The 13,347-nt window shown below is 36.1% G+C and carries 14 protein-coding genes; 6 read left to right on the plus strand and 8 right to left on the minus strand.

Features of this window, described 5'->3' with window-relative positions; all coding sequences use genetic code 11:
* Positions 1-481 (plus strand): NAD(P)/FAD-dependent oxidoreductase (locus ACIQZ6_RS03660; protein WP_395808310.1); only part of this gene is annotated, 481 nt, incomplete at its 5' end.
* Positions 482-667: 186 nt separating this feature from the next.
* Complete coding sequence (locus ACIQZ6_RS03665) at positions 668-1,114, plus strand: hypothetical protein (protein ID WP_395808312.1); 447 nt, start codon at positions 668-670, stop codon at positions 1,112-1,114.
* Positions 1,115-1,305: 191 nt separating this feature from the next.
* Here the strand turns inward: ACIQZ6_RS03665 and ACIQZ6_RS03670 are convergent, their stop codons facing one another.
* Genes ACIQZ6_RS03670 through ACIQZ6_RS03680 form a run of 3 tightly spaced genes read right to left on the minus strand, consistent with a single transcriptional unit; the run spans position 1,306 to position 2,948 of the window.
* Entirely contained in the window at positions 1,306-1,908 is a 603-nt protein-coding gene (locus ACIQZ6_RS03670; RefSeq protein ID WP_395808314.1) for a hypothetical protein, read from the minus strand.
* Positions 1,895-2,389: an RNA polymerase sigma factor gene (locus tag ACIQZ6_RS03675; protein ID WP_395808316.1), complete on the minus strand. Its 495-nt coding sequence runs from the start codon at positions 2,387-2,389 to the stop codon at positions 1,895-1,897. Before ACIQZ6_RS03675 ends, ACIQZ6_RS03670 begins: the two co-directional genes overlap by 14 nt.
* A 40-nt stretch (positions 2,390-2,429) precedes the next feature.
* The gene (locus ACIQZ6_RS03680) at positions 2,430-2,948 is read right to left on the minus strand and encodes a hypothetical protein (RefSeq protein ID WP_395808318.1); all 519 of its coding nucleotides are present in this window, start codon (positions 2,946-2,948) and stop codon (positions 2,430-2,432) included.
* Positions 2,949-3,013: 65 nt separating this feature from the next.
* Here ACIQZ6_RS03680 and ACIQZ6_RS03685 point away from each other — a divergent pair, with 65 nt between their 5' ends.
* From ACIQZ6_RS03685 to rpmA, 4 genes are all read left to right on the plus strand, one after another.
* On the plus strand, positions 3,014-4,432 hold the full coding sequence (locus ACIQZ6_RS03685; RefSeq protein ID WP_395808320.1) for a dicarboxylate/amino acid:cation symporter: 1,419 nt from the start codon (positions 3,014-3,016) through the stop codon (positions 4,430-4,432).
* A gap of 48 nt (positions 4,433-4,480) precedes the next feature.
* Positions 4,481-4,987, plus strand: coding sequence for a hypothetical protein (locus tag ACIQZ6_RS03690; protein ID WP_395808322.1), 507 nt, complete (start codon positions 4,481-4,483; stop codon positions 4,985-4,987).
* A 131-nt stretch (positions 4,988-5,118) separates the two neighbouring features.
* Entirely contained in the window at positions 5,119-5,430 is a 312-nt protein-coding gene (rplU, locus tag ACIQZ6_RS03695; RefSeq protein ID WP_306550108.1) for a 50S ribosomal protein L21, read from the plus strand.
* Positions 5,431-5,563: 133 nt separating this feature from the next.
* On the plus strand, positions 5,564-6,001 hold the full coding sequence (rpmA, locus tag ACIQZ6_RS03700) for a 50S ribosomal protein L27 (RefSeq protein ID WP_395808324.1): 438 nt from the start codon (positions 5,564-5,566) through the stop codon (positions 5,999-6,001).
* 53 nt (positions 6,002-6,054) lie between these two features.
* Here rpmA and ACIQZ6_RS03705 read toward each other — a convergent pair whose 3' ends face one another.
* From ACIQZ6_RS03705 to topA, 5 genes are all read right to left on the minus strand, one after another.
* Entirely contained in the window at positions 6,055-7,026 is a 972-nt protein-coding gene (locus ACIQZ6_RS03705; RefSeq protein ID WP_395808326.1) for a polyprenyl synthetase family protein, read from the minus strand.
* A gap of 104 nt (positions 7,027-7,130) precedes the next feature.
* Positions 7,131-9,263, minus strand: coding sequence for a ribonuclease R (gene rnr / locus ACIQZ6_RS03710; protein WP_395808328.1), 2,133 nt, complete (start codon positions 9,261-9,263; stop codon positions 7,131-7,133).
* A gap of 96 nt (positions 9,264-9,359) precedes the next feature.
* Entirely contained in the window at positions 9,360-10,073 is a 714-nt protein-coding gene (locus ACIQZ6_RS03715) for a 3'-5' exonuclease (RefSeq protein ID WP_395808330.1), read from the minus strand.
* A 74-nt stretch (positions 10,074-10,147) separates the two neighbouring features.
* Entirely contained in the window at positions 10,148-10,567 is a 420-nt protein-coding gene (locus tag ACIQZ6_RS03720; RefSeq protein ID WP_395808332.1) for a hypothetical protein, read from the minus strand.
* A 73-nt stretch (positions 10,568-10,640) separates the two neighbouring features.
* On the minus strand, positions 10,641-13,226 hold the full coding sequence (topA, locus tag ACIQZ6_RS03725) for a type I DNA topoisomerase (protein ID WP_395808334.1): 2,586 nt from the start codon (positions 13,224-13,226) through the stop codon (positions 10,641-10,643).
* Positions 13,227-13,347: the final 121 nt, after the last annotated feature.

Consider the following 13,347-nt stretch of genomic DNA (forward strand, 5'->3'; position numbering starts at 1 on the left):
TGCTGGAGATACGGCAGCAGAAGAGGCTACCTACCTTGCTAAGCTGTGTAATAAAGTACATATGCTTGTTCGAAGAGATGAATTTAGAGCATCTAAGGCCATGCAAAACAGGGTCTTAAATACTCCTAATATTGAAATTCATTACAATTCAGATACAAAAGAAATACTTGGCGATGGTAAAAATGTTACCGGAATTTTGGTGTCAAATAATAAAACAGGTCAAGAAACCACCATTGATGTGAGCGGGTTTTTTGTAGCAATTGGCCATAATCCAAACACAGATATTTTTAAAGGATGGCTGGATATGGATGAAACTGGGTATCTGATCACACAACCTGACAGTACAAAAACTAATATTGAAGGCGTATTTGCCTGTGGAGATGCTCAGGATAAATTATGGAGACAAGCCATTACAGCTGCAGGTACAGGTTGTATGGCAGCTCTTGAAGCAGAGCGTTATCTGGCTGCCAAACAAGACTAGTATTTATTGATCATATTTATGAAAATGCCCTTGCTTTTGCATGGGCATTTTTTTTTTACTGTTTTAATAAATAAGAAGGTTATTGGCGTAGAAGGTTTTATATTTATTTGATAATTGCACACAATCAGGGGCAATTAATTTATTAAATTTGAGCAAGGGCAATATTCTACTATTGAAAGCATAAAGATGAATTTGAAAACGATACTATCCGGAATATTTTTAGCAAGTACATTATTCACATCTTGTTCAGGAGATGAAGAAAAGAAAGTTGCAGTAAAGCCAAAAGTTAAAATGATCATGGAACCATTTCGCTTTCATAAAGCTATAGAAGTGAAACCTGGCCTTACCTTGGATATTGTTAGCTGGGGTAGGGGTTCTAGCTCAGTAGGAGGCTATTTGATTCTCAGATCAGATTCTACCAACCTTAAATATAAATCTTTAGCGGGTGAATTAGATGGTAAAATAATGGATGCCTGGGATATGGACCTAGATACTGATGGGAACCCGGAATTATATATACACGCAAAAGGAGAGGGTAAAGGCTCTTACCTTAGTATGTATATCTACGAATACAGTGAAGGAGGATCAAATCAGCAAATTCGTTTTCCCGAACTTAGTTCATCCTTAAAATAAGGCTACCGTGGAAACGATTCCGTATACATCAAGGAAGGAAAACTCTTACGTGAGTTTTTGGTTTATGATAAAAACGACTCAACAGGTGTAGCAACAGGAGATGTTCGAAAAGTTGAATATACCTTAAGAAACAATAGTTTGCAGTTTAAGGAAATTAAAGAAGAAAAGACAGCGGATAAAAAACAATAAACCTACAAATCATTGTCTTCGAACTGTTTTTGAAGCCTTTCCAGATTCTGTATCATGTCTTCCAGTTTCGATTCTTCTCGTTTGATATACATTCTCATCAATACAAAATAGCAAATTGCAACCCATATAAAAGTTAATATAAAACCAACTAGGGTAACCCATAAAGATGCCGTAAAGGAAATCTCCACAAAATAAAGTAAAAAGCCTGCCGTCAAAAATATCGAATAGATGGAATATTTTCGAGTATTGAAAATATAACGATCGTGTTTATAGTTCTTTAAATAGGTAATATAATCTTCAGGTTTATCGATCAAATTAGTATAATTGATTCTTCGGTAATCATCAATCAATACAACGATATAATAGATACAACAAGCAATAAATATGATCATGGCCAAATGAGTAGTCCACATTTTAAATGGACCGTCAATCCAGACATAGGTAATTACAGCTGTTGCAATTCCCATACCAATCATTTCAATCAATAATTTGCTTGAAAGACCGTTTCTCGTCTTTCGTATCTTTTTTAATACATCTTCGTGACCGACTTTCGGCAGCGTTATCTGGTCGTGCCAGATGCTTTTCAGTGCTTCAAAATCTTTCATTTCTATTATATAATTCAGTCAATTTTTGTTTAATTCGATGAATCTTTACTCTTAAATTTCCTTCAGAGATTCCAGAAATGGAGGCAATTTCGGCATATGGTACTTCATCAAGAACCATAGTGATTATAATACGCTCATTTTCTTCTAGTTGGGCAATACATTTATAGAGAGCGGAAACCTGCTCATTTTTTTCTGAGATTTCTTCAGCTTTAGTTTCAATTATATTATCAGTAAGTTCATCTTTTGGATGCCTTTTTTCAATACGCAAGTGTGATAGGCAGGTGTTTACCGCAATTCGGTAAATCCAGGTTGATATTAAGGCTTGATTTCTGAATTTATCTAGGTTTTGCCAAACCTTCATAAAGGTTTCTTGCATCAGGTCATTCGCGGTTTCATCATCGCCCGTATAACCATAGCATAAATGATAAATCTTTTTGGAGTTAGCCTGAAAAATTTCTTTGAAAAGTGCTTCTTTGCTCAAACCCTTATTTTTGCTGTTAGATTAAAAATAACCTTAAATGTTACAAAAAATCACTTTTGTTAAACCATTTGATCTGTTGTGCAGCTTTTATTATCAATGTTTCATATTCTTTCTGATAATCAAACTGAAGGTCTTCGTGTAGTTTGGGTAGTAATTTTGTTATTTTTTCAAACTGCCTGGTCAACAATCCTTGTAAAGGCTTATGATTGGTGTTAAGATCAACATAAATCATATAATTTGTACAAAACCAAACAGTAAGTTCTGTTTCAACCTGTTTTGAACCTGTATATTTTGAATAGCGATTTACCAATCGAATAATTTTACGCAAACTTTTTGTGCTGTAGAAATAATGCTTTTGTATGGCAATAAAATCAGCGATGAGAAATGATTTTACATCTTCAGCATAGTTCATGGGTTCATTTGCGTTAAAAAGCAGATAGGCTAGTAATTCCTTGTTCTCCTTTTTGTATTTTGCCAATCTTAAGCAAATTTCTGTGAGTTCAGTAGCATTAAGCACTAATAGTGCCTTTTTTAAATCACTTAATTTATCTGGTTTCATCTTCTACTTACATTTGCTGGGTAAATCTAATTAATTACTTTTGTTCGATACGCTAACCACTTATTATGAAATTTAAAAGTTTTGGTATAGTTGCATTAATTGCAGTTACATTTTCTGCGCTACTTATCTTCCTGGATCATTACATGATTGTTGATATTCCAGAAATAGCACTCCTGTTTTCTAGATGGCTAGCTATTGCTGGTTTATTTCTATATGGCTTTCAAAAGAAATCACTAACCACATGGATATTAATCTCTATGGTAGTTGGAGCTGAAATAGGTAATGATTTTCCTGAAGCTGGATTAAAACTTCAGGTATTAAGTAAGGTCTTTCTGAAAATGATCAAGACTATTATTGCTCCATTGCTTTTTGCAACCCTTGTTTATGGTATTGCAGGACACTCTGATTTAAAACAGGTTGGCCGTATGGGATGGAAATCAATCCTTTATTTTGAAGTGGTTACAACAATTGCCTTGTTCATAGGCTTAGCTGCTATTAATATTTCTAAGGCAGGTATGGGAATCACACTTCCTCCTGGTGCTCATGAAGAACTCGAAAAGGTAGCTCCGCAAACGTTTAATGATATTATTCTGCATATTTTTCCTGAGAATATTGCTAAGTCAATAGCTGAAGGGCAGGTGCTTCAGATTGTTATTTTTAGCATAATTTTTGGTATTGCGCTTGCCATGGTTCGCGAAGATAAACGCCAACCCATGTTGCGTGCAACTGAAAGTCTTTCTGAAGTGATGTTTAAATTCACTAATATCATTATGTATTTTGCACCAATCGGGGTTGGGGCAGCCATAGCTTATACTGTTGGGCATATGGGCTTAGGGATATTAGTTAACCTGTTCCAACTATTAATGACGCTTTATATAGCCTTATTTGTCTTTTTACTGGGTGTTTTATTGCCAATTGCCCTGATTGTGGGTGTACCCATAAAAAAATTCCTGCAGGCTATTGCAGAGCCCGTTTCTATTGCATTTGCAACTACCAGTTCAGAGGCAGCACTTCCAAGGGCAATGGAAGCAATGGAACGAATTGGAGTTCCTCGAAAAATTGTAGCATTTGTTATGCCTACCGGGTATAGCTTTAATTTGGACGGCACAACTCTTTACCTTTCGCTAGCAGCAATATTTGTTGCACAGGCTGCAGGAATGCCCTTAACCTTTGGGCAGCAATTGCTGATCGTATTTACCCTGATGTTAACCAGTAAAGGTGTTGCTGGAGTACCACGTGCTTCGCTAGTTATCCTTTTAGGTACTGCTGCATCGTTTGGTATGCCTGTATGGCCTATTTTTATCATACTTGGAATTGATGAGCTGATGGATATGGCTAGAACATCTGTGAATGTTATTGGTAATTGTCTAGCAACGGTGGTCATTGCCAAATGGGAAGGAGAATTTCATCCTCCAGCAGATGATTTGCTAGCACCTGATGAAAATAGAATTCATAAACTGGAAAATCAGATAGAAAAACATTGAAATCTATAGTTAAATGATGGATATTTGTTTGTCGATATACTAATAAACATGAGTGATAGAGGAAAAAAGATATTTTTAGGTGTTTGTATCATCGCACCATTTCTGATTTATATGGTGTATTATTACTCGATAATGGTAAAAAATGCACCCTACAGGTTTGCTGATTTTGAATCATTGACATTTAAATATGGTCTTGGCGATAGCCTGGTTAATAAGTTTGATTCTAAAACAGGATACTACCAATATGTGAATAGCAGAGATTCTTTGGTAAAAACGAAGGTTAATCTTCGAAAAGATGATCTGTTATATCTTCATCGTAAGGCAGCAGAGTTAGGCTTCTGGAACTTTCCTGAAAATATTGAGAGCGATACTGAAAATGGAAAGCCTGAAAATACGCCTCATTATTATTTGGAATATAAATACAAGAATAAGACTAAGCATATTCTTTTTGATGCAGCTTACAGAGATGATCCTAAATTAAATGATGCAGCAAAAACATTGATCACTGAGGTTAGCAATATGATCAATGATGTGAGGGATAGAGATATGAATTGAGATATGAGATATGAGATGTGAGATGTGAATTGAGATGTGAATATCAGACCCTCCGGTTATAATTGAAATTAGTTTTTCTTTCAAAGAATAAATTTCTTATATTTGCACCTCATTTAAAAAATAAAATAATAATGTACGCAATAGTAAATATAGCCGGACAGCAATTTAAAGTTGCTAAAGACCAATATCTTTTTGTACACAGATTACAAGGAGAAGAAGGCGCTAGTATTGAATTTGACAACGTATTATTAGCTGAGAACAATGGTAAATTTTCTATCGGTGCTGCTGCATTGAAGGGAGCTAAAGTTACTGCTAAGATACTGTCACATTTAAAAGGTGATAAAGTGATTGTTTTCAAAAAGAAACGTCGTAAAGGTTACAAAAAGAAAAACGGACATCGTCAACAGTTCACTAAAATAGAGATTACTAATATTAAGTTGTAAGTTATAAGTTGTAGGTTATAAGTTATAAGTTATAGGTTATAAGTTATAGGTTATAAGTTGTAGGTTTTACGTTTTTCATTCTCAAGTTTAAAATCCTGAATTGATGATTGTCAATTCATAAATAAAAAATAAAATGGCACATAAAAAAGGAGCCGGTAGTTCCAGAAACGGTCGCGAATCACATAGCAAGCGTTTAGGTATTAAGATTTTCGGTGGTCAGGCTGCAATTGCAGGAAACATCATCGTGCGTCAGCGCGGTACAAAACATCATCCTGATAAGCATGTTGGAATTGGAAAAGATCATACGCTGTTTGCTTTAATTGATGGTACTGTATTTTTCAGAAAAAAATCTGATGATAAATCATATGTTTCTATCATACCAAGAGAGGTTTCTGTAGTAGTAGAAGATGCAGCTCCTGTTAAGGTTAAAAAGGTTGCTGCTCCGAAAGTAGTTGCAACTGAAGAAGTTGTTGAAGTTGCTGCAAAGCCAGCTCCTAAGAAAGCTGCTGCTAAACCAGCTGCTAAAAAGGCCGCTGCTGCTCAGGATGCTGCTCCAACTGAAGAAGCATAATCTAAATTATAAAATTTTAAATAGGAGAGCCCTGATGAGAATCAGGGCTTTTTTTAATTCTCTCTGATTAGTAATTGCTCTGCAAATCCTCTTAAGAGGTCTTTTTTGGAGCGATTCACGGAAATCATATCCAATGCTCTGAGAGCTTTATTAACATATTCTTCCATTTCTATTTCTGCCAGTTTTCTAACCTCGAGCAGGTTATAAATAGAGGTAATGGCTTTGATTTTAGCTAGTGGATCATCAGAGCTATTTAACCATGTATCAAGATCAGACTTGGTATTCCCTGTAGCAAGCTCCTTTGCTTTAATTAGCATAAAGGTTTTTTTATTAGAGAGGATATCGCCTCCAACTTGTTTACCGAATTTTTCAGGATTCCCATATACATCTAGAATATCATCCTGTAATTGGAAGGCAAGCCCGAGGTTTTCGCCGAATTCGTATATTAAATTTGCTTGGTCTGGTACGGCTCCACCAATAAGAGCACCAATCTGCATACTTCCTGCAAGTAAAACTGCAGTTTTTTGTCTGATCATTTCAAGGTATTCAGGAAGGCTTACATCATCTCTCTTTTCAAAATTCATATCTGCCTGTTGCCCTTGACACACACCTGAAGCCGTATCGCTGAAAATAGCGAGTACTTCTCTTAAAATACTATCATCTACCTTGATCATGAGTTTATAGGCCTCTACAAACATCACATCTCCAGATAATATAGCTGCGCTTTCATTCCATTTGGCATGAACGGTAGGCTTACCTCTTCGAAGCGGGGCTTTATCCATGATATCATCATGCATAAGTGTGAAATTATGGAATAGCTCGATACCAATTGCAGCATCTAAGGCTTTTAGTACATTTCCATCAAATATCTCTGTAGCTATCAGAACCAACACTGGTCGCATGCGTTTGCCACCTAATTGCATCAGGTAACTGATGGGTTCATATAGTTCCGCAGGTTGTTCGGTATATTTTGTATCGGCAATTGCCTTGTTAACCAGGTACTGAAGTTGTTCTATTGAATGCATTTATGAAAAATGGAATTTGCTACAAAATAAGTAAAAATCTTTAATCTAAGGTCTCTTTTGAGAGCCGTTTGTACCAAGAGAATTATACTAATGTATTTTAAAAATCAATCTCTTACCAAGCTAAAATCTATCTGACGCTTCGCTAGGTCAACCTTTTTCACAAGAATTGTAACTTCATCGCCAAGCTGGTACTTCTTTTTTCTTCTTTGACCAATGATGCAATAGTTCTTTTCATCGAGCACATAAAAATCATCATTTAAATCTCGAAGGCGTATCATGCCTTCGCACTTATTTTCAATAATTTCAACATACATACCCCATTCTGTCAAACCAGATATGATACCGACATATTCCATTCCAACATTATTCTGTAGAAATTCAGCTTGTTTATATTTTACAGAAGCACGTTCAGCATCTGCAGCTTTCTTTTCCATTTGTGAAGAATGCATGGAAAACTTCTCATATTCATCTTCACTAACTGATTTTCCTCCGGCAAGGTAAAGTTCTAAAAGACGGTGAACCATCACATCCGGATAACGTCGAATAGGAGAGGTAAAGTGGGTGTAATAATCAAATGCCAGTCCATAATGGCTATGTTTTTTAGTTGTATAAACTGCCTTAGCCATTGATCTGATCGCAAGTTTTGTAAGAACATTCTGTTCTTTTTTGCCTTCAACATCAGCCATTAAGAAATTTAGAGATTTTGCAGTTTCACGGCCTGAACTTATATCAATTTTATAACCAAATTTTAGTGCGAACTGTGAAAAACTTAAGAGTGCATCTTCTTTAGGAGAATCGTGCGAGCGGTACACAAAGGTTAATTTTTGCTTCCCTTTACCTTTTTTAGCTATAAATTCTGCAACTTTCTTATTTGCCAGTAGCATGTAGTCTTCAATGAGCTTATGTGCGTCTTTACGTTCTTTAGCGTATACACCCAAAGGTTTTCCATGCTCATCCAGATTGAATTTTACTTCAACACTTTCAAAACTTATTGCACCATGTTTAAATTTACGCTCCCTTAAAATATAGGCCAATTCATTTAATTTCAGCAGTTCTTCGCTATGTTTTCCAGTTTTATTTTCAAGAATTTCTTGAGCATCTTCATAACTAAACCGTGTATCTGAATGTATAATGGTTTTTCCAAACCATTGTTCAACAACATTAGCCTCTTGATCAAGCTCAAATACTGCTGAGAAACAAAGTTTATCTTCATTAGGCCTTAATGAACACAATCCATTTGAAAGTCGCTCAGGTAGCATAGGAATTACTCTATCAACAAGATATACCGAGGTACCACGCTCAAAAGCTTCTTTATCAAGTGCAGTACCTTGTTTTACATAATGTGACACATCAGCGATATGAACACCAACCTCAACATTTCCATTGTCAAGCTTCCTGAATGAGATGGCATCGTCAAAGTCTTTTGCATCAGCTGGATCGATGGTAAAGGTTAATATCTTACGGAAATCTCTTCTTTTAGCAATTTCTTCGGCAAGGATGATTTCTTCAATGGCTTCTGCCTGTTTTTCAACCTCATCCGGAAAGGCAAGAGGAAAGCCGTAATCAGCTAGTATGGCATTCATTTCGGCATTATTCTCACCTTGTTTTCCTAGCACATGCGTAATTTCTCCAATTGGATTTTTTGCATCTTCAGGCCAATCAACAATTCTTGCAATGGCTTTATCTTTGTCTTTTGCTCCTTTTAGGCTATCAATCGGGATGAAGATATCATGCAGCATTTTACGGTCATCAGGTATGAAAAATGCAAAACGATCGGATAGGTTTATAATTCCTGTAAAATCCATTTTTGCCCGCTGCAAGATCTCAACTACTTCGCCATCTTTTTTACGTCCTTTATTTTTTGCATAGACATAAACCTTAACAATATCCCCATTCAGGGCATTGCGCAGTTTACGAGGAGCTACATATATATCATCTTCAAAGTCATCTTCACTTACAATATAGGCTGAACCGTCTGAGGTCATATCCACCTTTCCGCTTACAAAAGTTTTTAATTGTTTGAGTATGAATTTCCCTTTTTCAGGTTCGTTTAGTATTCCTTTTTTTGTTTCTTCTTGTAATATCTCCAGAATTAAACCTCTTGATTCATCATCATGAAGGTTGAGTTTGGATGCAACTTGTTTATAATTTAGAGGCTTATTGCCTGATTTTTCAAACACATCAGTAATGAGTTTGGTTAGAACCAGGTTAAAGCTATTTGATTTCTTTTTAGACATTTTTCACTAATTTATTTAAAGATAAGGCTTCGCCATAAATAAAAGCCTACCTAATAATTTGATAACATAACAATAACCGATTTATTATGGCGATTGTTATTTAACTATGGTGATATCCTCATCAGAAAGTGTTGAGATAGACTTGAAACGGAGTAAAATGCGGGCCGTTGTGATGACATCTTTTTCACAATAAACGCGAATTCTTTCTAGATCATTCTCTTTCCAGTAAACTCCATTAACCATGCTTCCATCAATGTCATCTTTTGGACTAGGTATATTGAAAACTGCAGCCAAAAGTTTTAGTGAAGTATAGTTTTTGAAATCTCCGAATTTCCATAAGTCCATGGTATCGAGGTGCATAATTTCCCAGGGTTTTTTGCCATGAAGGTTTAGCTGAACGGGTATAGGCAATCCATTGATCAAGATTCTGCGGCATAAATAGGGGAAATCAAATTCTTTTCCATTGTGAGCACACAGGATCAGGGAATCTGCTTGGGTTTTTAATAAGGCTATAAATGATTGTAATACAACTTTTTCTTCATCGCCATAGAATGATTTAACTCGAAGAGAAATGTTTTTGGTTTTATTTGAAAAGATACCAACAGAAATGCAGATTATCTTTCCAAATTCTGCTAATATTCCACCACGTGCATAAAAATCGGAAGGGCTTTCACCATCTTTACGCTGAAACCTGGTTTTTTGCTCCCATAAGTCTTGGAAATCTGCTGGTAGTTCTTCAAATGATGGATATTGCGGAACAGTTTCTATATCGAGCACCAGAACCTGCTGCAGATCAATGTTTTCTAGCATAGTTTAATGCGTTCAAGATGTTCAAGCTACACTATTCATCTGTAATTTAATACTTTATTGAGTAAACGGTCAACTCAGTTATTTATTAAATGTCCAATTAGTACACCCGGTTTGTTCAATAGGGGTACTCGGGTCATATTGGTATCAACGATACTTTCAGGTACGAAAATAAATTTTTTATCAAAAATTTGACCGCCTAAATAATAACTTAACCAATATTCATTGGTTAATCCAAATACCTGTTCATCAATAAGTTCTATTTCTATAAATGATTTTGCAGGTACATTACCTATTGAATGTCGTAGGATGGATGTTTTTATTTTTTCGCCGTCTTTTTCTCCATATCCCTTTGAGCTTACCAGCACAGTTTCAAGTGCATCATTCTTCAAATTGATTAAATACACCTTCCAAAATTTTGCTTCTGGAGTGGCTGATTCCATTACGATAGCTATGGCTATATTTTCGACTAAGTTTTCAGGAAGATCTTTTTTCATCTGAGGGTATTTATCATTAAACCTAGTAAAGGTTTAGCGAATAGCTAAGAAGCTGAAAAAAAGCATGATTATCTTATCTTTTTACAAGGCGTTTAGCTGGTTTTTTCTTTGCAGGAGATTTCTTTGCAGTCTTTTTGGGTTTTACGGTAAAGGCATCAGGAATTTGATCTGTAATTAGTTTTTTTACTGTATCAATAGAAAGTAGGGAAAGATCTTCAGCTGTATATTTATCTTTTGTAATTGGATTTTTGCCAAGTTTCAGCATTTCTTTTTGAAAACGAATGAAAGGTCCCCATCTGCCGTTTTCAATAGCAATCTTTTCAGTTGGCCATTCCTGGATAAAACGATTTGATTCTTTCTCAATTTTCTTACTGATTAGTTCATCTATCTCAGCTTGAGCCAGAATATCAAAATTATACCTTGCAGGCACATTAATATAAAGGTTATTCCATTTAATGAATGGCCCGAAACGCCCTTTGCCTTTAGTTACAGGCAAGTCCTGGAAATGTGCAATAGGAGCATCTGCAATATTTTTTTCATTGATAAGTTCTACTGCACGATCTAAATTGACTGATAAAGGATCTTCACCTTTAGGTAATGAAATGAAACTATCACCCCATTTAATATAAGGACCAAAGCGGCCTATACCAACACTCAACTCTTTTTCCTGATAAGCTTCTAATTGAAATGGAAGTTTAAAAAGATCTAGGGCTTCTTCTAATGATATGCTTTCGATCATTTGTCCGGATCGCAGACTAGCATACCTCGGTTTTTCGTCTTCCTCATGCTCTGCTGATTCACCAATTTGGACAAAAGGACCATAGCGCCCTATACGGACAGATATTTTTTTACCACTTTCAGGATCATAGCCTAATTCACGTTCACCACTTGCACGGTTTGCATTTTGTAACGTAGTTTCAACTTCTAAATGGAAAGGGTTGTAGAAGGTGCGGAGCATCTCTGTCCAGTTTTTCAATCCCTGTGCTATTTCATCAAATTCTTTCTCAACTTTTGCGGTGAAATTAAAATCTACGATTCCATTGAAGTGTTCAACCAGGAAATCATTCACTACCGCACCAATATCAGTTGGAAATAGTTTATTTTTTTCTGCTCCAGTATTTTCAGTCTTTTTTGTTGCGTTGACCTGGCCATCTTTTAGGCTGATTGATTGAAACAAACGTTGTTTTCCTTCGCGATCTTCTTTAACAACATATCCACGATTCTGTATAGTTGAAATCGTTGGAGCATAAGTTGATGGACGACCAATTCCGAGCTCTTCAAGCTTTTTAACAAGGCTTGCTTCTGTATAACGTGCCGGTGGTCTTGAATAGCGCTCTGTGGCGTTCATTTCACGCAAATTAAGCGTTTGCCCTTTGGCTAATGGAGGTAGGATTGAGTTATCATTATCTTCATCCAAATTGATCTCCGTGTCTTCTTCGTCAGTTGACTCCATATATACCTTCAGGAATCCATCGAATTTCATCACTTCGCCATTGGCAACAAACTCTTCACTGCGCGAAGAAATGCTGATTTTAGCCGTAGTTTTTTCAAAATTGGCCTCAGACATTTGTGAAGCAATAGAACGTTTCCATATCAGATCATATAATCTTTGTTCTGAGGAGTCGCCACTGATGGTATGCTGTTCAAAATAAGTAGGGCGTATGGCTTCGTGCGCTTCTTGTGCACCAGCCGATTTGGTTTTATATTTTCTTACCTGATGGTATTTTTCTCCGTAAGCCGATTTTATTTCTGCTGCTGCAGCATTTAAAGCAGTATCTGATAAGTTTACTGAATCGGTACGCATGTACGTGATTTTTCCACTTTCATATAATTTTTGCGCCACTTGCATAGTTCTTGCAACTGAAAAGCCTAACTTTCTGCTGGCTTCTTGTTGCAGGGTGGAAGTGGTAAATGGAGCCGACGGACTTCTTTTTGTTGGTTTGGTTTCGAGGCTTCTTACCGTATAAACCGCATTTATGCAATCTTTAAGGAAATTTTCTGCTTCAGGTGCCTTTTCAAAACGTTCGGGTAGTTCAGCTCTGAATAGTTCTTTTAGTTTATCGGTATAAAATAGTGCCACGATTTTGAATGCGGCTGTAGCTGTAAATTTATTTACTTCACGCTCTCTGTCAACAATCAAACGAACGGCAACTGATTGTACACGTCCGGCAGAAAGGGATGGTTTTACTTTTTTCCAAAGCACCGGCGATAACTCAAATCCTACCAAACGATCTAAAACACGACGGGCTTGTTGAGCATAAACTAAATTATAATCTATTTTTCTTGGCGTTTCAATGGCTTTAAGAATAGCAGTTTTGGTGATCTCATGAAAAACAATACGCTTGGTTTGATCTTCTTTCAAGCCTAATGTTTCAAAAAGGTGCCATGAAATTGCTTCTCCTTCACGGTCCTCATCCGATGCAAGCCATACCATTTCTGCATCTTTAGCTAATCTTTTTAATTCATTGACAACTGCTTTTTTATCGGCTGGAACTTCATAACGCTGTTCGAAATTATGGCTAACATCAATGGCATCATCGGTCTTGATTAGGTCACGAATATGACCATAGCTTGATTTAACAAGAAAATCTTTTCCAAGGTACCCTTCAATTGTTTTGGCCTTTGCCGGCGACTCAACAATAAGTAAATTTTTAGCCATTCAGTTCAATGATATAATGCAAATAAAGGTATTATTAAAGGGAATGACAAATTAGTGATTTGCAAAATCGCAGAATACATGCTGAAATAACACAAAAATCAAGTGAAATTGGAATTCGTTT

This window comes from Daejeonella sp., from assembly GCF_044348475.1.
Lineage (GTDB): Bacteria > Bacteroidota > Bacteroidia > Sphingobacteriales > Sphingobacteriaceae > Daejeonella.

Coding starts and splice junctions, on each gene's coding strand:
- ACIQZ6_RS03665 (WP_395808312.1), top strand. CDS start 668: ATGAATTTGAAAACGATACTATCCGGAATATTTTTAGCAAGTACATTA.
- ACIQZ6_RS03670 (WP_395808314.1), bottom strand. CDS start 1,908: ATGAAAGATTTTGAAGCACTGAAAAGCATCTGGCACGACCAGATAACG.
- ACIQZ6_RS03680 (WP_395808318.1), bottom strand. CDS start 2,948: ATGAAACCAGATAAATTAAGTGATTTAAAAAAGGCACTATTAGTGCTT.
- ACIQZ6_RS03685 (WP_395808320.1), top strand. CDS start 3,014: ATGAAATTTAAAAGTTTTGGTATAGTTGCATTAATTGCAGTTACATTT.
- ACIQZ6_RS03690 (WP_395808322.1), top strand. CDS start 4,481: ATGAGTGATAGAGGAAAAAAGATATTTTTAGGTGTTTGTATCATCGCA.
- rplU (WP_306550108.1), top strand. CDS start 5,119: ATGTACGCAATAGTAAATATAGCCGGACAGCAATTTAAAGTTGCTAAA.
- rpmA (WP_395808324.1), top strand. CDS start 5,564: ATGGCACATAAAAAAGGAGCCGGTAGTTCCAGAAACGGTCGCGAATCA.
- ACIQZ6_RS03705 (WP_395808326.1), bottom strand. CDS start 7,026: ATGCATTCAATAGAACAACTTCAGTACCTGGTTAACAAGGCAATTGCC.
- rnr (WP_395808328.1), bottom strand. CDS start 9,263: ATGTCTAAAAAGAAATCAAATAGCTTTAACCTGGTTCTAACCAAACTC.
- ACIQZ6_RS03715 (WP_395808330.1), bottom strand. CDS start 10,073: ATGCTAGAAAACATTGATCTGCAGCAGGTTCTGGTGCTCGATATAGAA.
- ACIQZ6_RS03720 (WP_395808332.1), bottom strand. CDS start 10,567: ATGAAAAAAGATCTTCCTGAAAACTTAGTCGAAAATATAGCCATAGCT.
- topA (WP_395808334.1), bottom strand. CDS start 13,226: ATGGCTAAAAATTTACTTATTGTTGAGTCGCCGGCAAAGGCCAAAACA.